Annotated in this window: 22 protein-coding genes; 9 read left to right on the forward strand and 13 right to left on the reverse strand. The window is 67.0% G+C overall.

The window, feature by feature from the left end; translation table 11 throughout:
- Positions 1–53: 53 nt before the first annotated feature.
- The gene (gene proC, locus ACZK33_RS05340) at positions 54–875 is read right to left on the reverse strand and encodes a pyrroline-5-carboxylate reductase (protein ID WP_279913663.1); all 822 of its coding nucleotides are present in this window, start codon (positions 873–875) and stop codon (positions 54–56) included.
- A gap of 18 nt (positions 876–893) precedes the next feature.
- Positions 894–1571, reverse strand: coding sequence for a YggS family pyridoxal phosphate-dependent enzyme (locus ACZK33_RS05345; RefSeq protein WP_107431432.1), 678 nt, complete (start codon positions 1569–1571; stop codon positions 894–896).
- 87 nt (positions 1572–1658) lie between these two features.
- Here ACZK33_RS05345 and ACZK33_RS05350 point away from each other — a divergent pair, with 87 nt between their 5' ends.
- The 3 genes from ACZK33_RS05350 (at position 1659) to ACZK33_RS05360 (ending at position 5102) form a co-directional block, all read left to right on the forward strand.
- Positions 1659–2696: a type IV pilus twitching motility protein PilT gene (locus tag ACZK33_RS05350; protein WP_423174346.1), complete on the forward strand. Its 1038-nt coding sequence runs from the start codon at positions 1659–1661 to the stop codon at positions 2694–2696.
- A 78-nt stretch (positions 2697–2774) separates the two neighbouring features.
- The gene (locus ACZK33_RS05355) at positions 2775–3938 is read left to right on the forward strand and encodes a PilT/PilU family type 4a pilus ATPase (protein WP_049400675.1); all 1164 of its coding nucleotides are present in this window, start codon (positions 2775–2777) and stop codon (positions 3936–3938) included.
- A 180-nt stretch (positions 3939–4118) separates the two neighbouring features.
- Positions 4119–5102, forward strand: coding sequence for an aldo/keto reductase (locus ACZK33_RS05360; RefSeq protein WP_478454203.1), 984 nt, complete (start codon positions 4119–4121; stop codon positions 5100–5102).
- A 55-nt stretch (positions 5103–5157) separates the two neighbouring features.
- Here ACZK33_RS05360 and ACZK33_RS05365 read toward each other — a convergent pair whose 3' ends face one another.
- Entirely contained in the window at positions 5158–6057 is a 900-nt protein-coding gene (locus tag ACZK33_RS05365) for a LysR family transcriptional regulator (RefSeq protein ID WP_049463612.1), read from the reverse strand.
- A gap of 93 nt (positions 6058–6150) precedes the next feature.
- Between ACZK33_RS05365 and ACZK33_RS05370 the strand changes: the two genes are divergently transcribed.
- The 3 genes from ACZK33_RS05370 to ACZK33_RS05380 all read left to right on the forward strand — a co-directional run bounded on the left by ACZK33_RS05370 (position 6151) and on the right by ACZK33_RS05380 (position 7710).
- Entirely contained in the window at positions 6151–6363 is a 213-nt protein-coding gene (locus ACZK33_RS05370; RefSeq protein ID WP_005408372.1) for a DUF4287 domain-containing protein, read from the forward strand.
- A gap of 96 nt (positions 6364–6459) precedes the next feature.
- The gene (locus ACZK33_RS05375) at positions 6460–6909 is read left to right on the forward strand and encodes a GNAT family N-acetyltransferase (protein ID WP_423174345.1); all 450 of its coding nucleotides are present in this window, start codon (positions 6460–6462) and stop codon (positions 6907–6909) included.
- 93 nt (positions 6910–7002) lie between these two features.
- Complete coding sequence (locus ACZK33_RS05380) at positions 7003–7710, forward strand: YitT family protein (protein WP_094002035.1); 708 nt, start codon at positions 7003–7005, stop codon at positions 7708–7710.
- A gap of 73 nt (positions 7711–7783) precedes the next feature.
- Here ACZK33_RS05380 and ACZK33_RS05385 read toward each other — a convergent pair whose 3' ends face one another.
- Both ACZK33_RS05385 and ACZK33_RS05390 read right to left on the reverse strand, forming a co-directional pair.
- On the reverse strand, positions 7784–8326 hold the full coding sequence (locus tag ACZK33_RS05385) for a DNA-3-methyladenine glycosylase I (RefSeq protein ID WP_110711396.1): 543 nt from the start codon (positions 8324–8326) through the stop codon (positions 7784–7786).
- On the reverse strand, positions 8323–10110 hold the full coding sequence (locus ACZK33_RS05390) for a DUF4153 domain-containing protein (RefSeq protein WP_423174344.1): 1788 nt from the start codon (positions 10108–10110) through the stop codon (positions 8323–8325). The genes ACZK33_RS05385 and ACZK33_RS05390 overlap by 4 nt, the downstream gene beginning before the upstream one ends.
- Positions 10111–10201: 91 nt before the next feature.
- On the opposite strand from ACZK33_RS05390, the gene ACZK33_RS05395 reads away from it, so the two are divergent.
- Genes ACZK33_RS05395 through ACZK33_RS05405 form a run of 3 tightly spaced genes read left to right on the forward strand, consistent with a single transcriptional unit; the run spans position 10202 to position 12221 of the window.
- Positions 10202–10768 carry a YqgE/AlgH family protein gene (locus ACZK33_RS05395; protein ID WP_281055404.1) on the forward strand — a complete coding sequence of 189 codons (567 nt, stop codon included), beginning with the start codon at positions 10202–10204 and terminating at the stop codon, positions 10766–10768.
- Entirely contained in the window at positions 10761–11255 is a 495-nt protein-coding gene (gene ruvX / locus ACZK33_RS05400) for a Holliday junction resolvase RuvX (RefSeq protein ID WP_423174343.1), read from the forward strand. Before ACZK33_RS05395 ends, ruvX begins: the two co-directional genes overlap by 8 nt.
- Positions 11256–11270: 15 nt before the next feature.
- A complete protein-coding gene (locus tag ACZK33_RS05405; RefSeq protein WP_032130186.1) occupies positions 11271–12221 on the forward strand; it encodes an aspartate carbamoyltransferase catalytic subunit in 951 nt (316 codons plus the stop codon).
- A 122-nt stretch (positions 12222–12343) separates the two neighbouring features.
- Here ACZK33_RS05405 and ACZK33_RS05410 read toward each other — a convergent pair whose 3' ends face one another.
- The 8 genes from ACZK33_RS05410 to rapZ form a co-directional block, all read right to left on the reverse strand.
- A complete protein-coding gene (locus ACZK33_RS05410) occupies positions 12344–12835 on the reverse strand; it encodes an REP-associated tyrosine transposase (RefSeq protein ID WP_032130187.1) in 492 nt (163 codons plus the stop codon).
- 172 nt (positions 12836–13007) lie between these two features.
- Positions 13008–13826, reverse strand: coding sequence for a carboxylesterase family protein (locus tag ACZK33_RS05415; RefSeq protein ID WP_423174342.1), 819 nt, complete (start codon positions 13824–13826; stop codon positions 13008–13010).
- A gap of 70 nt (positions 13827–13896) precedes the next feature.
- Positions 13897–14163, reverse strand: coding sequence for a hypothetical protein (locus ACZK33_RS05420; RefSeq protein WP_010483664.1), 267 nt, complete (start codon positions 14161–14163; stop codon positions 13897–13899).
- A 59-nt stretch (positions 14164–14222) separates the two neighbouring features.
- Positions 14223–15584, reverse strand: a complete 1362-nt coding sequence (gene mgtE, locus ACZK33_RS05425) for a magnesium transporter (protein ID WP_010483662.1) — start codon at positions 15582–15584, stop codon at positions 14223–14225.
- 194 nt (positions 15585–15778) lie between these two features.
- Positions 15779–17548: a phosphoenolpyruvate--protein phosphotransferase gene (gene ptsP / locus ACZK33_RS05430; protein WP_423175838.1), complete on the reverse strand. Its 1770-nt coding sequence runs from the start codon at positions 17546–17548 to the stop codon at positions 15779–15781.
- Positions 17549–17550: 2 nt separating this feature from the next.
- The gene (locus ACZK33_RS05435) at positions 17551–17820 is read right to left on the reverse strand and encodes an HPr family phosphocarrier protein (RefSeq protein WP_005408385.1); all 270 of its coding nucleotides are present in this window, start codon (positions 17818–17820) and stop codon (positions 17551–17553) included.
- Positions 17813–18205 carry a PTS sugar transporter subunit IIA gene (locus ACZK33_RS05440; RefSeq protein ID WP_049462131.1) on the reverse strand — a complete coding sequence of 131 codons (393 nt, stop codon included), beginning with the start codon at positions 18203–18205 and terminating at the stop codon, positions 17813–17815. The genes ACZK33_RS05435 and ACZK33_RS05440 overlap by 8 nt, the downstream gene beginning before the upstream one ends.
- A 392-nt stretch (positions 18206–18597) precedes the next feature.
- Complete coding sequence (gene rapZ, locus ACZK33_RS05445) at positions 18598–19482, reverse strand: RNase adapter RapZ (RefSeq protein ID WP_032130190.1); 885 nt, start codon at positions 19480–19482, stop codon at positions 18598–18600.
- Positions 19483–19502: the final 20 nt, after the last annotated feature.

Genomic DNA, 19502 nt, shown 5'->3' on the forward strand with positions numbered 1-19502 from the left:
ACGCCATGCGTGGATGATGGTAGGTGCCGACCGTTGGTCGGCACACATCGGGATCAATCATTCGCCGCAGACAGTTCCTGCCCACGTACCTGCGCGGCGCGCAGCGCGGTGTCCACCAGCGCCTCGAAACCACCGGCCTGGAAGCTCTCGATCGCGGCCTGGGTGGTGCCGTTCGGCGAGGTCACGCGACGGCGCAGCTCGGCCGGGCTTTCACCGGCCTCATCAAGCATGCGCGAGGCTCCCAGCAGGGTCTGCACCACCAGCGCACGCGCAGCGTCGGCCGGCAGGCCCTGGGCGATACCTGCCGCTTCCATCGCTTCGGCCAGCAGGAACACATAGGCCGGCCCGCTGCCGGATACGGCAGTCACCGAATCCATCAGCGACTCGCTGTCGATCCACACCGTGCGCCCGGCACTGGCCAGCACCTGTTCGGCGCGTGCGTGCTGCTGCGCATCCACCGACGCGGTGGCGTACAGGCCGGTCACGCCGGCGCCGAGCAGGGCCGGGGTGTTCGGCATCGCGCGCACCACCGGCAGATTGCCACCCAGCCAGCGTTCCAGCTGCGCGCTGGTGATGCCGGCGGCGATCGACACCACCAGTGGCCGGTTCGCCTGTGCCAGCGCCTGCAGCGACTGGCACACATCGCGCAGCACCTGCGGCTTCACCGCCAGCAGCCAGGTGCGGCCGTGCGCGGCGGCATCGGCGGCGTTGTCGTGCACCTGCACGCCGAAGTCGGCAGCCAGTGACTCGCGCAGTGCGGCCACCGGTTCGGCCACGTGGATGTGCGCGGCAGGCACGCCCTGGCGGATCAGGCCGGCGATCAGGCTGCGGGCCATGTTGCCGCCGCCGATGAAGGTGATGGAATCAGCTGCCATGGAAGTCTCCTTGGAAAATCAGGCCGGGCCCGGGCGGGCGCCGAACAGGGCGGTGCCGATGCGCACCAGGGTGGCACCCTCGGCGATGGCTTCGGCGTAGTCGCTGCTCATGCCCATCGACAGCGTGTCGATCCGCGCGTGCTGGGCAGCCAGCGACTGGAAAAGTGTGCGCATGCGCACGAATGCATCCCGACGGCGCTCCGCTTCCGGCCACGGTGCGGGAATCGCCATCAGGCCACGCAGGCGCAGGCTGGGTTCGGCGGCAATCGCGGCGGCCAGTGCATCCACTTCTTCCGGTGCACAGCCATGCTTGCTGGATTCATCGTCGATGTTGACCTGGATCAGTACGTTCAGCGGGCCACGCGCGGCCGGGCGATGGCGTGCCAGCGCGGTCACCAGCTTGGAACGGTCCACGCTCTGCACCCAGTCGAAATGGCTGGCCACGGCATCGGCCTTGTTCGACTGCAGGTGGCCGATCAGGTGCCATTCCAGGGCCAGGTGCTGCAGCGCCTGCATCTTGGCCAGTGCTTCCTGCACGTAGTTCTCGCCGAACGCGTGCTGGCCCTGTGCGGCCAGCGCGGCCACGGCCTCGGCCGGCTGGGTCTTGGACACCGCCAGCAGGCGTGGGTCGGGCCTGCCAGCGGCCTCGGCGGCGGCGTGCAGGTTGCTCAGGATCTGGGGCAGGGGAGTGGCCACGTAACGCGTTCCGTTGAATCAGGAGGCTATACTGCCGCCCGGGGAAAGATCCTTCCAGTCGAAGCCGTTATTGGGGAGTAGCCGCTCATGGATATCGCCGAGCTGTTGGCGTTTTCCGTAAAGAACAAAGCGTCCGACCTGCACCTGTCCGCAGGCCTGCCGCCGATGATCCGCGTGGACGGCGACGTACGCCGGATCAACATCCCAGCCCTGGACCACAAGCAGGTCCACGCGCTGGTGTACGACATCATGTCCGACAAGCAGCGCCGCGATTACGAGGAATTCCTCGAAGTGGACTTCTCCTTCGAGATCCCGTCGCTGGCGCGCTTCCGTGTCAACGCGTTCAACCAGAACCGCGGCGCCGGTGCGGTGTTCCGTACCATTCCGTCCGAGGTGCTCACCCTCGAGGACCTAGCCTGCCCGCCGCTGTTCCGCGAAGTGATCCAGCAGCCGCAGGGCCTGATCCTGGTGACCGGCCCGACCGGCTCGGGCAAGTCGACCACGCTGGCGGCGATGATCGACTACATCAACAAAAACGAATACGGCCACATCCTCACCGTCGAGGATCCGATCGAATTCGTGCACACCTCGCAGAAGTGCCTGATCAACCAGCGCGAAGTGCACCGCGACACGCATGGCTTCAACGAAGCGCTGCGCTCGGCACTGCGTGAGGACCCGGACATCATCCTGGTCGGCGAACTTCGTGACCTGGAAACCATCCGCCTGGCACTGACCGCCGCGGAAACCGGCCACCTGGTGTTCGGCACTCTGCACACCAGCTCGGCGGCCAAGACCATCGACCGTATCATCGACGTGTTCCCGGCCGGCGAAAAGCCGATGGTGCGTTCGATGCTGTCCGAGTCGCTGCGTGCGGTGATCTCGCAGGCACTGCTGAAGAAGGTCGGCGGCGGCCGTACCGCTGCGTGGGAAATCATGGTCGGCACCCCGGCCATCCGCAACCTGATCCGCGAGGACAAGGTGGCGCAGATGTATTCGGCCATCCAGACCGGCCAGCAGTACGGCATGATGACCCTGGACCAGCACCTGCAGGAGCTGGTCAAGCGCAGCCTGATCACCCGCAACCAGGCCCGCGACTACGCCAAGGACAAGCGCCTGTTCGAGTAAGGCGGGCAGCAACGGGGCGGCGGGCGCCAGTGCGCCGCCGTTCCCGCGCCGTTTCCGCCTCCGACCGTTTCCTGGTACATGCCCCATTGGGAGCCCGCCGTGAACACCACCGCGACCACCATCGATTTCACTTCGTTCCTCAAGCTGATGGCGCACCAGCGCGCCTCGGACCTGTTCATCACCGCCGGCATGCCGCCGGCGATGAAGGTCAACGGCAAGATCTCGCCGATCACGCAGACCCCGCTCACGCCGCAGCAGAGCCGCGACCTGGTCCTGAACGTGATGACCCCGGCGCAGCGCGAGGAATTCGAGAAGACCCACGAGTGCAACTTCGCCATCGGCCTGTCCGGCGTCGGCCGCTTCCGCGTCAGCTGCTTCTACCAGCGCAACCAGGTCGGCATGGTGCTGCGTCGCATCGAGACGCGCATTCCGACCGTGGAAGAGCTGAGCCTGCCGCCGATCATCAAGACGCTGGCGATGACCAAGCGCGGCATCATCCTGTTCGTCGGTGCCACCGGTACCGGTAAATCGACCTCGCTGGCGGCGATGATCGGTTACCGCAACCAGAACTCGACTGGCCACATCATCACCATCGAAGACCCGATCGAATTCGTGCACAAGCACGAGGGCTGCATCATCACCCAGCGCGAAGTCGGCATCGATACCGACAGCTGGGAAGCCGCGTTGAAGAACACCCTGCGCCAGGCGCCGGACGTGATCATGATCGGCGAGGTGCGTACCCGCGAAGGCATGGACCACGCCATTGCGTTTGCCGAAACCGGCCACCTGGTGCTGTGCACCCTGCATGCCAACAACGCCAACCAGGCGATGGACCGCATCGTCAACTTCTTCCCGGAAGACCGCCGCAACCAGCTGCTGATGGACCTGTCGCTGAACCTCAAGGGCGTGGTCGCGCAGCAGCTGGTGCCGTCGCCCGATGGCCGCTCGCGCAAGGTGGCGATGGAGATCCTGCTGGGCACGCCGCTGGTGCAGGACTACATCCGCGACGGCGAGATCCACAAGCTGAAGGAAGTGATGAAGGACTCGGTCCAGCTGGGCATGAAGACCTTCGACCAGAGCCTGTTCGAGCTGTACCAGGCGGGCGAGATCAGCTACGAGGACGCGCTGCGCTACGCCGATTCGCAGAACGAAGTGCGCCTGCGCATCAAGCTCAGCCAGGGCGGCGACGCGCGCACCCTGTCGCAGGGGCTGGATGGCGTGGAGATTTCCGAGATCCGGTGACCTGGGTGTTCCGTAGCGTCGAGCCTGCTCGACTGTTCTTGTCGAGTCGAGCAAGCTCGACGCTACGGGCGGGCGGCTGCGCGTATTGATGAATTCCAGTCATGACCAACTGCAATGCTGCCCATTCAATCCGTGGGCTCTGCAGGCGTATCGTCAGCGCTCCCCCTTTGGAGCACGACGATGCAGACACGTGAACTCGGCCGCGGTGGCCTGAAGGTTTCCGCCCTCGGCCTGGGCTGCATGGGCCTGAGCCATGGCTACGGCCAACCGGTGGAGCGCAGTCAGGGCATCGCCCTGCTGCAGGCCGCCGTCGAGCGTGGCGTGACCTTCTTCGACACCGCCGAAGTGTATGGCCCCTACACCAACGAAGACCTGCTCGGCGAGGCGCTGGCGCCGTACCGCGACAGGCTGGTGATCGCCACCAAGTTCGGCTTCAAGGATGCGCGCGTCGATACCGGGCTGGACAGCCGTCCCGAGAACATCCGCGCGGTGGCGGAGGCCAGCCTCAAGCGCCTGCGCACCGACCATATCGACCTGTTCTACCAGCACCGCGTCGACCCCAACGTGCCGATCGAGGATGTGGCCGGTACCGTGCGCGACCTGATCGCCGAAGGCAAGGTCGGCCACTTCGGCCTGTCCGAGGCCAGTGCCGCCACCGTGCGTCGCGCCCATGCAGTGCAGCCGGTGGCCGCCGTGCAGAGCGAGTACTCGCTGTGGTGGCGTGAGCCGGAGCGCGAACTGTTGCCGACGTTGCAGGAACTGGGCATTGGTTTCGTGCCGTTCAGCCCGCTCGGCCGTGGCTTCCTGACCGGCGCGATCAACGCCGATACCACCTTCGACGCCAACGACTTCCGCAACACCGTACCGCGTTTTGAAGTGGAGGCGCGTCGTGCCAACCAGGCGCTGGTTGACCGCATCAGCACGATCGCTGCCGCACGTGGCGCGACGCCGGCGCAGGTAGCGCTGGCCTGGCTGCTGGCGCAGGCACCGTGGATCGTGCCGATTCCGGGCACCACCAAGATCCATCGCCTGGAAGAAAACCTGGGCGCGGCCGACCTGCAGTTGGCGCCGGAGGAACTGCAACGCATCGCGCAGGAGCTGGATGAAGTGTCGATTGTCGGTGAGCGCTACAACGCGCAGCGCGCCGCGCAGGCCAAGGGCTGATCACCAGGTGGGTGCGGACCGTTGGTGGTGGGTGCGGACCGTTGGTCCGCACTCCTCAACTCCCCATCGGCCCGCGCAACGCATCGAGCACCGTGCGCATCGCCACGGTGACGTGGCGGCGTGACGGGTAATACGCGTAGTAGCCATCGAAGTGCGGGCACCAATCGTCCAGCACCGACTGCAGCCGGCCATCGTCCAGCATCGGCTGCACCTGGTCTTCCGGCAGCCAGGCCAGCCCGCTGCCGGCCAGTGCAGCCGCGCGAGTCATGCCCATGGTGTTGAAGGTCCACTGACCGGTCACGCGCACGCTCAGTTCGTTGCCGTCCTGGCCGAAATCCCACGGCATCAGTCCGCCATGCGTAGGCAGGCGCAGGGTGATGCAGTTGTGGTTGGCCAGGTCGTGCGGATGCCGTGGCACCACATGCTGGCGGAAGTAGCTGGGCGCACCGACCACGCGCATGCGCAGCGGCGGGCTGACCGGCACGGCGATCATGTCGCGCGCCAGCCGTTCGCCGAGGCGGATGCCGATGTCGTAGCGCTCGGCGACGATGTCGGCCAAGCCGTAGTCTGCAGCCAGTTCCACCTTCAGGTCCGGATACTGCTGCAGCAATGGCGCCAGCCGCGGCCAGGCGATGTATTCGGCGGCATGGCCGGTGGCATTGATGCGGATGGTGCCGGCCGGGCGTTCGCGGTACTCGGCCAGTGCGGCCAGTTCGTCCTCGATCTCGGCCAGGCGCGGGGCGAGGGTCTCGAGCAGGCGCGCACCGGCTTCGGTGGTGGACACGCTGCGGGTGGTGCGGGTCAGCAGGCGCACGCCAAGGCGCTCTTCCAGGCCGCGCATGGCATGGCTGAGCGCGGACTGGGAGACACCCAGCTGGGCGGCGGCCCTGGTGAAGCTACCTTCGCGGGCAACGTGGACGAAGGCCTGCAGGTCGTTGAGGTTTTCACGGGGCATGAAGGGATGATACGGCTCCCGGATTGAACGGATCTGTCGATTTCCGGCTCCCCGGTTCGTCGTACCCGTACATCCAATGCAAGGAGCTTCCACATGAGCACTGACACCAAGCCGAAAGGCCCGGCCTCGTACTTCCCCTCCATCGAGAAGACCTATGGGCAACCGGTGACGCACTGGTTCGGGCTGCTGGCGGGCAAGAAGGGCCTGAAACACATGGAACTGGTCAGCTTCCTGAAAAGCGAGCATGGGCTGGGCCATGGCCACGCCAACGCGCTGGTGGCGCATCATCTGGCCGGAAAGGGATGAGGCAGGCAACGCTGCGCTGAATGGCCGTGTGGGGCTTGGCCACACGGCATCCAGAGTCAGGCAGACTGGGCGTTCATCCCGAGGCAGGACGCCCTCATGCAGGTCACGCTGGACGCGATCACCGTCGACAACTACGAAGCCGTGTGCGACCTCGACGTCAGTGAGGCGCAGCAGGATTTCGTTGCCGGCAATACCTGGTCGCTGGTGCAGGCCGCATTCCATCCCGGCTACCAGACCCGCGCCATCCAGGCCGATGGCGAGCTGGTCGGGTTCTTCATGTGGGTGCCGGAGACGCCGCAGCGCATCTCGATCTGGCGCTTCATGGTCGATCAGCGCTGGCAGGGGCGTGGCATCGGGCGGCGGGCGCTGGAACTGGCGCTGGCGCAGATCCGGGACACGCCCGGCCTGGCCGAGATCGAGATCTGCTACAACCCGCGCAATCCGGTGGCCGGCGCCTTCTACGGCAGCTTCGGGTTCGTCGAGACCGGCATGGACGACGATGGCGAGGACATGCTGGCCGTGCTGCCGGTGACGCCTCCGAAATAATCTGAATGGGCGAGCGCAGCTGAACGATTTCATCTGCAACTGTCATGCAGATCGTGTCTAATATCGCTCCCCACCTGCTGTTCCCCCACCCGTATGTCTCTTCCCGCCCATGGCTCCGCGCCGTGCGACGACGCTGACGGCCACCTGGTCACCGCTGGTCCGCTGACCCCACCGCCCGACAGCGCCGGCACCACCGCTGACGAAAAAGCGCTGCGCCACTCGATTGCCGAGGACGTGCAGGGCATGGTGCTGGCCACGATGGTGGCCTCGCTGGGCCTGGCCATCTTCGCCAAGGGTGGGCTGATGATCGGCGGCATGGCCGGCATGGCGTTCCTGCTGCACTACGCGATGGGCTGGAACTTCGGCCTGGTGTTCGTGCTGGTCAACCTGCCGTTCTACTGGGTGGCGCTGCGTCGCATGGGCTGGGAATTCACCTTGAAGACCTTCGCTGCGGTCACCGCCTGTGGCGTGCTGACCGACCTGCTGCCGCGCTGGATCGACTTCTCGCACATCAACCCGCTGTATTCGGCGATCGTGGGCGGTGCGTTGTCCGGCCTGGGCATCCTGTTCTTCATCCGCCACCGTGCCAGCCTCGGTGGTATCGGTATCCTGGCGGTGTACCTGCAGCGCACCCGCGGCTGGAGCGCGGGCAAGGTGCAGATGTCCTACGACGCCTGCCTGATGGTGGCCGCCTTCTTCGTGTTGTCGCCGTCGAAGGTGCTGTACTCGGCGATCGGCGCGGTGGTGCTCAGCCTGGTGCTGATGTTCAACCACCGCCCGGGCCGCTACATGGGCGTGTGACGATTCGACGGTAGTGCCGGCCGCTGGCCGGCAACACCTGAGGCGTTCCGAGGCTGCCAGCCAGCGGCCGGCGCTACCGGGAGGCCTGCAACCACGGTGGTGACAGCGTCAGCAGCCGCGCATGCACCGGGCAGTCCTCGGCATGCGCACCGGGCAGGTAGCCCAGGCTCATCAGGAACTCGCCGGTGATCTCGCCGCCGGTGAAGCGGAAGGTCTTCTTGAACAGCTTCACCCAGTCGGCCTTGCTGCGCGGGTGGTGCGCGTCCAGCCACGCCGCGAAGCTGCCGTGGTTGGCCCGCAGCTGCTGGATCACCTGCGCGTTGTGGATCGCCGCCAGCACCTTCAGCCGGTTGCGGATGATGCCCGCGTCCGACAGCAGGCGTTCGATGTCCTGCTCGGCGTAGGCTGCAACCCGATCCACATCGAAGCCGTCATAGGCCGCGCGGAAGCCCTCGCGCTTCTTCAGGATGGTCTCCCAGCTCAGCCCGGCCTGGTTGATCTCCAGCACCAGCCGCTCGAACAGCTCGCGCTCGTCACGCTGCGGGAAGCCGTATTCGTTGGCGTGGTAGTAGTCGTGCACCGGATGGCCCGGGGCGATGAGGCAGTAACCGCTCATGGAGAAGACTCGTTGGATTCGGGTTCGGGATCGATGGCCACCGCGGGGCGCCCGCCGATGGACAGCATCGGCCAGCGCGGTGGCACAAGCGTGAGTTTGCCGTCACGCAGGGCCTGGTTGATCGCCTCGGCCTGGCCGCTGACGGTGCCGAACAGCGAGCCGGCCCGGCGCCACTGGCCATCCCCGCCACGTGCGTACAGCACGCAGTCCGGCCCACGGTGGGTGTACAGCTCGCACAGCAGCACCTCGTTGCTGCCATCGCCATCCAGGTCGCGATGCACGATCAGGCAGTCGCGCTCGCTCTGGGCGCAGGATTCGCCATTGATCGCGCGGGTGGCCAGTGCCTGCCACCAATCGTCCGGTGGCGAGCTGGATTCCTTGGCCAGCTTCAGCGCGCGCTGCAGGGCGGCGACGTCCTGCAGACCCTTGTCCAGGCGCTGTCCATCGTCCCAGCGCGAGGTACGTGCCAGCGCGGCAGCGATCACCTGTGGCGCGTTGGCATCGGCGGTGATGGCCGGATCACGCTGCAGCTCGCGCAGCGCCTGCACGCCACGGCGCCCAAGATCGAAGCGCAGCACGTTGACGTCACTGCTGGTGATCGCTGGCGGGTCCGCACGCAGGCGCGCCAACTGGCTGGACAGGGTCAGCCGCACCGGGTCCAGCAGCGGCGAGTTGCCCAGCAATGCCAGTGCCAGCACCGCCCAACACATCCAGCGGTTGACCGGCTCCAGCGTCTGCAGCCAGCGGCCCTGCCGGCGCACTACCGCCAGCGCGTAGCCCAGTGCATAGCCGGCCACGGTCAACGCGATCAGCACCGCCCAGAAGCGGTCCAGGGTCCAGCCGTACTGCACCACGCGCAGGCCCAGTGCATACAGCGCCAGCACCGCATAGACCGGCAGCGCCAGCAGGCTGGCCTCGACCAGCCGGCGCAGCACGACGGGGTAGGGCGCGGTGTCGTCGCCTTGCTGGTAGACCGCATTGGTGAATGACACCAGCAGCAGCGACAGCACCAGCAGCAGACTGGCGGCCGAGCGGGTCTTCCACAGCGGTTCCAGCCCGGTCAGCGGCAGGCTCAGCACGAACAGCACGGCAATGAACGAGAGCAGCGGCAGCAGCCCGCGACAGATCGCGAACAGCACCTGGCGGGTGATCTGGATCGCGCGGTGCTGGGTGCGCCCGATCAGCACGCCGAACCCGGCCAGGCTGCCGGTGGCCAGCGCGATGAACGCGTCCTGCCGGAACAGGTCGCGGAAGATGGTCACGTCGAGCAGCTGGAACAGCGCCGCCCACAGCCACAGCAGCAGCCAGGTCAGCCCGGTGAACAGCGCGGCGAGGGCCAGGGTCAAACCATTCTGCCAGGCGCGCTCGAACAGCTCCGGATAGCTGGCGCGCCAATGCCCGTGCTGCAGCTGGAACTGCCACCAGGGCAGGGCCACGAACACTGCTACGGCCATGCCCACGGTCAGCGGGAACTGCAGCGCGCCCGATTCCAGTGCGGTCTCGCCGTTGAGGTTCCAGCCGATCCAGGCGGCCAGCGCCAGCACCACCGCCGAGCCGAGCGCGGCCTGCAGCCACAGGCGGCGCTGGCCCAGCTCGACCAGGCTCAGCGCCACCGCGCTGGGAATGGCCAGCACCCAGGCATACCAGCAGTAGAGCCAGCCGATATCGCGGAACGGCCACGCATCGGACAGTTCCTGCGCGGCATACAGCATCAGGCCCTGCAGCAGCGCGATCAGGACGATGGCGCTGCGTGCCGGCAGGGTCAGGGGCGATGAAGACTGCATCGATGACCTTCCATGGCAAAGCACCATCCTAGCCCATCGCGGTTCGGCGCCATCGCGCGACCATCCCGCCCCCAGCAGGTAGAATGGGCCCATGCCTGTAACGCCGACCTCCCTTGCCGATCACCTGCTCGTCGCGCTGCCGTCGCTGCTCGACGTGACCTTTGCCCGCAGCGTCGCGCTGATCTGCCAGCACGACGAGAACGGCGCAATGGGCGTGCTGGTCAACCAGCCTTCCGAGTACACGCTGGGTGAAGTGCTTGCACAGATGGACATCACCACCGGTGATGGCGACCTGCAGGCGCGCATGGTGCTCAATGGCGGCCCGGTGCATCCCGAGCGCGGCTTCGTCATCCATGACGACGCGCGGGCGTGGGATTCCAGCCTGACCGTGGGCGACGGCCTGTACCTGACCACCTCGCGCGACATCCTCGAAGCGATGGCGCGCGGCGAAGGCCCGGCCAATGCCGTGGTCACCCTCGGCTGTGCCGGTTGGGGTGCAGGGCAGCTGGAAAGCGAGCTGTCCGAGAACAGCTGGCTGACCGTGCCGGCCGATGCCGAGCTGGTGTTCCAGCTGCCGCTGGAGCAGCGCTGGCAGGGCGCGGCTTCGCGCATCGGCGTGGACCTGTTCCGGCTGACCGACTACAGCGGCCATGTCTGAGCCCATTACGCCCGCGCCGGATTCTGCTGCCCCGGCAATCCGCCGTGATGGCACCGTTCTGGGGTTCGATGTCGGCTCGCGCCGCATCGGCGTGGCCATCGGCAGTGCCTTCGCTGCGCATGCGCGCGCGGTGGCGGTGGTCGATGTGCATGGCAACGGCCCGGACTGGACCGCGATCGAACGCCTGCTCAAGGAATGGAAGCCCGACGGCCTGGTGGTCGGCGACCCGCTGACCCTGGACGGCCAGGACCAGCCCAACCGCAAGCGCGCGCAGGGCTTTGCCCGCCAGCTGCGGGAACGTTTCAAGCTGCCGGTGGTGATGATCGACGAGCGTTCCAGCTCGGTCGAGGCCTCCCGCCGCTTCGCTGTCGAGCGCGCCGAAGGGCGCAAGCGCCGCCGTGATGCGGCCGCCCTCGATGCCGTTGCCGCGGCGGTGATCATCGACCGTTGGCTGTCGTCGCCGGACGACGCCACCCCCATTCCCTGACTGCCCGACACCGCCATGACCGCCCAGCAACTCGATGCCTCCGGCCGCCTGCGCCACCTGCTGACCCTCGAAGGCCTTCCGCGCGACACCCTGCTGCAGCTGCTTGACCGGGCAGGGCAGATCCGCGACGCCGCGGTCGGTCGTGTCGGCAACAAGCGCCACGTGCTGGCCGGTTCGGCGGTGTGCACGCTGTTCTTCGAACCGTCCACGCGCACCCGCAGCTCGTTCCAGCTGGCCGCGCAGCGCCTGGGCGCCGACGTACTGAACTTCGATGCCTCGACTTCGTCCACGCGCAAGGGCGAAACCGCCTGCGACACGCTGCGCAACCTGGAGGCGATGGGCGTGCGCGGCTTCGTGGTGCGCCACCCCGATGATGGCGCCGTGGCCGCACTGGCCGAGGCAGCGGGTGAGGGCACTGCACTGATCAACGCCGGTGACGGGCGCAGCGCGCACCCGACCCAGGGCCTGCTGGACATGCTGACCCTGCGCCAGGCCAAGGGCCCGGATTTCTCGAAGATGAAAGTGGTGATCGTCGGCGACGTGAAGCACTCGCGCGTGGCCCGCACCGACCTGCATGCGCTGCGTACGCTCGGCGTGGGCGAGATCCGCGTGTGCGGCCCGCAGTCGCTGCTGCCGGACGACGAGACCCTGAAGGGCTGCGTGGTCGGTGATGATTTCGACGCGATGCTGGAAGGCGTCGACGCGCTGATGATGCTGCGCCTGCAGCGCGAGCGCATGGAAGAAGGCCTGGTGCCGTCGCTGGAGCAGTACCACGCGCAGTACGGCCTGACCAACGAACGCCTGGCCCGCGCCGGCAAGGATGCCGCGGTGCTGCATCCAGGCCCGATAAACCGCGGCGTGGAAGTGACCGACGAGGTGGCCGACGGCCCGCAGTCGTGGGTGCTGCGCCAGGTCGCCAACGGCGTCGCCGTGCGCATGGCCGTGCTGGAAACGCTGCTGGGCTGACCACTTTGGTGGGTGCCAACCTTGGTTGGTACTGCTGTTGTGGTGGGTGCCAACCTTGGTTGGCACACTCACCGCTCCGCTTGTCCGCGCACCGCTTTGGTAGATGCCAACCTTGGTTGGCACTATCCACCGGAGCTCATGTCATCGGGTAGATCACATGATGCCCCTAGCTCCCATTCGCACCATGCATGGGGATATTGCCCCAACCGCGACGTCAGCCCGGCCCTGATCGGATTTCCCATCAGGTACATCGCATGTCGATGCAACGATTCGTCCGAGCGGATCGCATGATCGTGATAGCAGGCCTGCCAGAAGCGCCCGACTCGCCCCAGCAGCCGGTTTGCCTGCTGGGCTGTGCGCGACTTGAAACGCTTCATGACGGTTTCCAGTGACCCGGCGCGCAGTTCGACCAGCCAGTGAATGTGGTCGGGCATGACCACGTAGGCAATCGAGCGGGTGAAGCCTTCCTGATCAAGTCGCTGGAATTCGCGCACTGCCAAGGCGGCCACTGCGGCGTTGGTGAAGAGCGGTGCGCGGTCATGGACGACTGTGGTGAGGATATAGCTGAGGCCGACGCTGGAGCGACGACCGAGCAGGAGACGTGTGTTCTGCATGGAGCAAGCATGGATGGGCCTGCTTCCAGTGAACATCGGGGAATGGCTTGGTTTCAGGTAGGCCAGTGCCAACCAAGGTTGGCAACTACCAGAGCAGTCAATGCCAACCAAGGTTGGCAACTACCGGAGCAGTCAGTGCCAACCAAGGTTGGCAGCTACGAGAAACTGCGGTTCAGCGCTTCTGCGCGAACAGCCACGCCCACATTGCCGGGTCGGCGTAGGTAGCGTCCCAGGCATTGTGGTTGCCTTCCGGGTACTCGGTGTAGCGCACGTCGCGTGCAGCGGCGCTCTGGAATGCGCTGTGCAGCCTGCGGTCGTCATCCGGAGGCACCACGTCGTCCAGCGCGCCGTGGAAGATCCAGACCGGCGTGTGCTGCAGGCGCTGCGCGATCACGGCATACGGATCGGTTTCCTGGGCGACCTGCTCTACGAACAGCGTCGGGCGCTTTGCGCGTGGTGCCAGCACGGCACCGCACACGGGGACGATCGCGGCGAAGCGGCGCGGGTCATCCAGGGCGATGTTCCAGCTGCCGTAGCCGCCCATCGACATGCCGGTCAGGTACTGCCGTGCCGGGTCGGCGCCGAATTCGGCGATCGTCGCGTCCAGCGCGGCAACGGCCGCACGGTTGTTGCGGCCGCTCCATTCCTCATGGCCCGGTACCTGTGGGAACACCACCAGGGCAGGGAAGTCGGGATGCTCGCGCAGATAAGGCCCCAGCCCGGCGTGGGTCTGCTTGATGCCATCGGCGCCGCGCTCGCCCGAACCGTGCAGGAACAGGATGACCGGGACGTTGGAGGTTGCGGGCGTCTGCCCACCAGGGCTGCGGGCCTGCAGGCCCGCGGGAATGAACACCTGGTAGTAAGCCGTGTGCCCGTCCACCTTCACCGCACGTGCTTCGAAGCGGCCACGCCCGCTGTCCGGCAGCGAAGTGCAACCGCTCATCATCAGAAGGGCCAGCAATGGCAGCCAGCGCGACAGCAAACGGACCATGGGGTTTTCCGAAGCGGCGAGAACGCCTGCATCGTAGTCCGCCAACGTCGGCCCGGCATCATGCGCCGCGTCACTGCGGGCGCGGGAAGCTGGCGATGATGTCCAGCTGCTCCTGTGCCTCGGCATTGCCTTCGGCGGCTGCAGCCTGCACCTGCGCCATATCCGGGTGCAGCACCACCAGCAGCGGGTTCTCGCAGACCGGGCAGTCGTACTCGGTGGCGTCCTCGTCCAGCTCCATCTCCATGGCACGAGAGCTGCCCTTCCATTCGCAGGCCGGGCAGGTGTGCTGCTGGTCGCGCCAGCCGGGCTGGAAGTAGTTTTCTATCGTTGTTGCCATGGGTGTTCCCGTTGAGTGGGGTCCGAGCCCCGCTTGGCGGGCCCCGATCCTTGATGCGGTCAGTGCAGCAGCACCAGGGTGGCCAGGCCGAGGAAGGTGAAGAAGCCCATCGAGTCGGTCACGGCGGTCAGGAAGATGCCGCTGGCCAGCGCCGGGTCGAAGCCGAAGCGTTTCAGGGTCAGTGGCACCAGCACGCCGGCCAACGCGGCGAACAGCAGGTTGCAGGTCAGCGCGATGGCGATCACCGCCGACAGTCCGGGTGAATGGAACCAGGCCAATACGATCAGGCCCAGTACCGAGCCCAGCATCACGCCGTTCAACAAGGCGACCCGCACTTCCTTCCATAGCAGCGTGCGCGCGTTGGAGGCGCCCACCTGGCCCAGCGCCAGGCCGCGCACCATCAGCGCCAGCACCTGGGTGCCGGCATTGCCGCCGAGGCCGGCGACGATCGGCATCAGCACCGCCAGCGCCACCAGCTTGTCGATGGTGCCCTCGAAGTGGCCGACCACGCTGGACGCCAGGAATGCCGTGCACAGATTGACCGACAGCCACATCAGGCGGCGGCGCATGGCGCGCCAGACCGGGCTGAAAAGATCCTCGTCCTCGTCCAGGCCGGCGGCGCCCAGCGCCTGGTGCTCGGCCTGTCCACGGATGATGTCGACCACGTCATCGATGGTGATGCGGCCGACCAGGATGTTGTTGTCGTCCACCACCGGCGCGGAGATCCAGTCATGGTCGGAGAACTGGCGGGCGACCTCCTGGTCGCTTTCGCCGACATCGATCGCTGGTTGCTCGTCGTCGATCAGGCGGTTGATCGGGGTGGTGTCCTCGTGGGTCACCAGTGCCGCCAGCGACACCCGGCCGAGGTACTGATGGCGCCGGCTGACCACGAACAGGTGGTCGGTGTGGTCGGGTAGTTCGCCACGCAGGCGCAGGTAGCGCAGCACCACGTCAACGTTGACGTCGGCGCGCACGGTCACCACGTCCGGGTTCATCAGGCGGCCGGCGCTGTCCTCGGGGTAGGACAGCACCTGCTCCAGGCGCTCGCGGTTCTCGCGGTCCATCGACTTGAGGACTTCGTCGATGACCGTGTCCGGCAGATCTTCGACCAGGTCGGCCAGATCGTCGATGTCCAGGTCTTCGACCGCGGCGATGATCTCGTCCGGGTCCATGTCGGCGAGCAGGCTCTCGCGCACGTCGTCGCCGACGTGGACCAGCACCTCACCGTCATCTTCCGGATCGACCAGGCCCCAGACCACCTCGCGCTTGCCCGGCGGCAGCGATTCGAGCAGGTTGCCGATCTCGGCCGGGGCCAGGGTGTTGACCAGGCGGCGCACCGGGCCCAGCCGACCGCTGTCCAGTGCGTCGGACAGCATCCGCAGTTGGCGCGCAGTCTTGTCGTGGCGTACAGCTTCAGCCATCGCAGCTCCCGCGGGATAAGAAAAGCCGCGATCCCGGCAAGGATGCGGCAACAGGGGTGTTCAGCGCGTCATTATCGCAAGGGGATGTTTCAACGCATAGCCGCCGGGCGGTGGTAGTGCCGGCCGCTGGCCGGCAAGCGGCCCCATCGAAGGCCATGAGGTTGCCGGCCAGCGGCCGGCACTACCCTTGGCGCTCAGGGCGTATCCGCCACCAGCGCCAGCCAGCGCTCGATCGCGCGGCGGTCGCGTGCGGCCAGCAGCTTCGGTGCGCGCGCGCGCAGCGCGGCCAGGTCGGCCTCGCGGATCGCGCGGCGCACCTCCAGCAGTGTGCCGGGGTGCAGGCTGAATTCGCTCAGGCCCAGCGCCAGCAGCAGCGGAGTCATCCGTGCATCACCGGCCATCTCACCGCAGACCGCCACCGGAATGCGATGCCGCGCGCCGGTCTCGATCACCATCTGCAGCAACCGCAGCACGGCCGGATGCAGCGGCGAATACAGCTCGCCCAGTGCCTCGTTGTTGCGATCGGCGGCCAGCAGGTACTGCACCAGGTCGTTGGTGCCGATCGACAGGAAGTCGACCAGGTCGATGAAGCTCTCCAGCGCCAACGCCGCAGCGGGCACCTCGATCATCGCGCCCAGCGGCACATGGTCGGACACCATGTGGCCTTCGCTGCGCAGCTGTTCGGTCAGCTTGAGCATGCGCCGGCGCACCGCCAGCAGTTCCTCGCGGGTGCTGACCATCGGCACCAGCACGCGCAGCTTGCCGTAGGCCGAGGCGCGCAGGATCGCGCGCAGCTGGGTGTCGGCCACCTTGGGCCGTGCCAGCGACAGGCGTACGCCGCGCAGTCCCAGGGCCGGGTTTTCTTCGTTGCTCAGGGTCAGGCCGGTGCGGTCGGCCTTGTCCGCGCCCAGATCGAGCGTGCGGATGGTGACCGGTCGCCCGCTCATGCCCAACGCGGCATCGCGGTAGGTCTGGAACTGTTCTTCTTCGTCCGGCAGCTCGTTGCGCTGCAGGAACAGGAATTCGGTGCGGTACAGGCCCAGCCCCTGCGCGCCCAGCGCATGCGCCTGGGTGACGTCCTCCAGCGATTCGGCATTGGCCAGCAGGGCGATGTCGACCTGGTCGCGGGTACGGCTGGGTTTGCTGCGCAGGCGGCCGAGCTCGCGCTGCTCGCGCGCATGTTCTTTCAGGCGCGCGCGGTAGTCGCGCAGGTTGTCGGCCTGCGGGTTGGCGGTGATGCTGCCGTCGGCGCCATCGATGATCAGCACGTCGCCATCGGCGATGCGGCTGAGCAGCTGCGGCACGTTGACGATCAAGGGCAGGTGCAGGCTGCGCGCCAGGATCGCACTGTGCGACAGCGCGCTGCCGGCGGCGGTGACGATGCCGACCACGCCCTGCGCCTGCAACTGGGCAAGCTCGGAGGGCGCGATGTTGTCGCAGACCAGGATTTCACCGGCCAGGCCTTTCATCACCTGCGGGCGTTCGGGCTGCAGGAAGGCGTGGATGCGGCCGATCACATGGTCGAGGTCGTCCATGCGGCTCTTCAGATAGGCATCGTCCATGCCATCGAAGACCTTGGCCAGGCGGTCACGCTGCAGGCGCAACGCATAGCCGGCGCTGTACGGGCCGCTGCGGATCAGTTCGTCCAGCCCGAACAACAGCTCGGGGTCGTCCAGCAGCAGGGCATGCAGGTCGAGGAACTCGCCCACTTCCTGGTTCAGGGCGCCATGCAGGCGCTGCCGCAGTTCGTGCATTTCGGTGCGCGCGGCATCCACCGCGCGGTGCAGGCGGGCCAGCTCGGCCTCGACCTGATGGGCGGCGACGCGCTGCTCGGCCACTTCCAGCGCATGTGGCAGGCGCACCCGCGCCCGGCCCATCGCCGCGCCACGGGCAGCACCGTGCCCGGCCAGCAGCTGTACCGGCCGCTGGCCGGAAGGGACCTGGCCGGCGCGCGCGCGTGGCACGCTCAGCTGTCCTCGTCGAAGCGGCGTTCGAACAGGCCGACCACCGCTTCCATCGCGGCGGCTTCGTCCTCGCCGTTGATGCGCACCGTGACCGGGGTGCCCTGGCCGGCGGCCAGCAGCATCACGCCCATGATGCTCTTGGCGTTGATCTCACGGCCCTTGGCGGCCATGGTCACGTTGCAGCGGAACGGCGCCAGGGTCTGCACCAGCTTGGCGGTGGCCCGGGCGTGCAGGCCCAGGCGGTTGCTCACGGTGAGTTCTCGTTCAAGCATCGTCGACTATCGCTCCATTACGGGTACCCGCCGCGGCTGTGGCGGGCAGTTGATCCAGTCCCTGTTCCGGATAATTCATCACCCGCAGCAACATCGGCAGGCTCAGCGCCGACACCCGGCGAACCGGGGTCCCCAGCCGGGCCAGCTGCCCGGCAAGGTTGGCGGGGCTGGCGCCGTACAGGTCGGTCAGGATCAGCACGCCTTCACCATTGTCGACCCGCCGCAGAGCGGCCGAGGCGAGCGGGAGCAGGGCGTCCAGGTCTGCGTCGAACGGTACTTCGAAAGCTTCGGTTTTCAGCGGCAATTGCCGCAGGAGCCGGGTCGCCACGTCTAGCAGGGCGGTCCCGACCCCGGGATGTGTTACGAGGAGAATGCCACAGGTCATTACTGCACGTTAACAGGTCAAGGTGAATTGGCGATAGCAGCAGATGAGGGGCACTGTGTCCCGTATTCAGCGTTGCTCGGGTCGGAGCCCATTTCCGTTGGAAAAGGATCCGACCCCATCCGTTTTTCGATGCCTGACCGGGACTCATCCACGCATGGCGTGGATCTACCGTGTCGACCAAGGTCGACACCTACCAACAGCACACGGAATCTGTCAGATGTGGGGCGGTGTGGGTCTGCAGGACCGTTGGCGCCATGGATGGCGCCATCGAGCCCCCATGGACGGGTTTACGGCGTGTCCTGCAGACCCACACCGCCCCGCCATCCCACGTAATCCCGCTCTTGCCGTTGACGTGGCCTCTGCGGGTGCCGGGCGCAGCCCGGCCGACCCCCTCAATCCTGTTCGCGGTGGTAGGTCGCCACGTCTTCCCAGCCCATCTCGCGGGCATGCCGGGCCAGGCGCTCGGCCAGGAACACCGAACGGTGCTTGCCGCCGGTGCAGCCGAAGGCCACGGTCACATAGCTGCGGGTGCCATCCCCCAGCTTCGGCAGCCAGGTATCGAGGAAATCCATCAGCTGGGTCAGGTAGCGCTGCACGTCCGGCTGCGCTTCCAGGTAGTCGCGCACGCCTGGTTCGCGGCCACTCAGCGCACGCAGATCCGGGTCCCAGTGTGGATTGGGCAGCACCCGCGCATCGAACACGAAGTCTGCCTCGGCTGGCACGCCGCGCTTGTAGGCGAACGATTCGAACAGCAGCGACAGGCCGGTGGCATGGTCCATCGTGAACTCGGTGATGATCCGCCGCCGCAGCTGATGCACGTTGAGATTGCTGGTATCGATCACCGCATCGGCCTCGCGGCGCAGCGGTGCGGTCAATTCACGCTCACGCGCGATCGCTTCGGGCAGCGACAGGCCCAGCTGGCTCAGTGGATGGCGGCGGCGGGTGTCGGCGTAGCGTTTGAGCACAGCCTCGTCGCTGGCCTCGAAGAACAGCACCTTCACTTCCACGCCGGCATCGGTGGCCAGCTGCCGCCAGTCGCCCAGCTGGCTCAGGTCGGCCTGGCCGCGCACGTCGATGCCTACGGCCAGGCGGCGTGGTGCGCTGCCGTCGTGGTTGGCCAGCAGGCTGCGCACGAAGTCGGGCAGCAGATTGATCGGCAGGTTGTCCGAGCAGTAGTAGTCCTGGTCCTCGAAGGTCTTCAGGGCGACGGATTTACCCGAGCCGGACAGGCCGCTGACGATGATCAGGGTCGGGGCGGAGGGGGTGACGGTGCTCATGGACAGGCTCTTCGAAGGAC

The organism is Stenotrophomonas sp. 86156_Sma, assembly GCF_056481625.1.

Bases quoted from the DNA above. Each gene is read 5' to 3' on its own strand.
- ACZK33_RS05365 (WP_049463612.1), bottom strand. From the start codon at position 6,057: ATGCCCCGTGAAAACCTCAACGACCTGCAGGCCTTCGTCCACGTTGCC.
- ACZK33_RS05415 (WP_423174342.1), bottom strand. From the start codon at position 13,826: ATGGTCCGTTTGCTGTCGCGCTGGCTGCCATTGCTGGCCCTTCTGATG.
- ACZK33_RS05440 (WP_049462131.1), bottom strand. From the start codon at position 18,205: ATGACCTGTGGCATTCTCCTCGTAACACATCCCGGGGTCGGGACCGCC.
- ACZK33_RS05405 (WP_032130186.1), top strand. From the start codon at position 11,271: ATGACCGCCCAGCAACTCGATGCCTCCGGCCGCCTGCGCCACCTGCTG.
- ACZK33_RS05390 (WP_423174344.1), bottom strand. From the start codon at position 10,110: ATGCAGTCTTCATCGCCCCTGACCCTGCCGGCACGCAGCGCCATCGTC.
- rapZ (WP_032130190.1), bottom strand. From the start codon at position 19,482: ATGAGCACCGTCACCCCCTCCGCCCCGACCCTGATCATCGTCAGCGGC.
- ACZK33_RS05380 (WP_094002035.1), top strand. From the start codon at position 7,003: ATGTCTCTTCCCGCCCATGGCTCCGCGCCGTGCGACGACGCTGACGGC.
- ACZK33_RS05370 (WP_005408372.1), top strand. From the start codon at position 6,151: ATGAGCACTGACACCAAGCCGAAAGGCCCGGCCTCGTACTTCCCCTCC.
- proC (WP_279913663.1), bottom strand. From the start codon at position 875: ATGGCAGCTGATTCCATCACCTTCATCGGCGGCGGCAACATGGCCCGC.
- mgtE (WP_010483662.1), bottom strand. From the start codon at position 15,584: ATGGCTGAAGCTGTACGCCACGACAAGACTGCGCGCCAACTGCGGATG.
- ACZK33_RS05350 (WP_423174346.1), top strand. From the start codon at position 1,659: ATGGATATCGCCGAGCTGTTGGCGTTTTCCGTAAAGAACAAAGCGTCC.
- ACZK33_RS05410 (WP_032130187.1), bottom strand. From the start codon at position 12,835: ATGCAGAACACACGTCTCCTGCTCGGTCGTCGCTCCAGCGTCGGCCTC.
- ACZK33_RS05395 (WP_281055404.1), top strand. From the start codon at position 10,202: ATGCCTGTAACGCCGACCTCCCTTGCCGATCACCTGCTCGTCGCGCTG.
- ACZK33_RS05360 (WP_478454203.1), top strand. From the start codon at position 4,119: ATGCAGACACGTGAACTCGGCCGCGGTGGCCTGAAGGTTTCCGCCCTC.
- ACZK33_RS05375 (WP_423174345.1), top strand. From the start codon at position 6,460: ATGCAGGTCACGCTGGACGCGATCACCGTCGACAACTACGAAGCCGTG.
- ACZK33_RS05355 (WP_049400675.1), top strand. From the start codon at position 2,775: ATGCCCCATTGGGAGCCCGCCGTGAACACCACCGCGACCACCATCGAT.
- ruvX (WP_423174343.1), top strand. From the start codon at position 10,761: ATGTCTGAGCCCATTACGCCCGCGCCGGATTCTGCTGCCCCGGCAATC.
- ACZK33_RS05385 (WP_110711396.1), bottom strand. From the start codon at position 8,326: ATGAGCGGTTACTGCCTCATCGCCCCGGGCCATCCGGTGCACGACTAC.
- ACZK33_RS05420 (WP_010483664.1), bottom strand. From the start codon at position 14,163: ATGGCAACAACGATAGAAAACTACTTCCAGCCCGGCTGGCGCGACCAG.
- ACZK33_RS05435 (WP_005408385.1), bottom strand. From the start codon at position 17,820: ATGCTTGAACGAGAACTCACCGTGAGCAACCGCCTGGGCCTGCACGCC.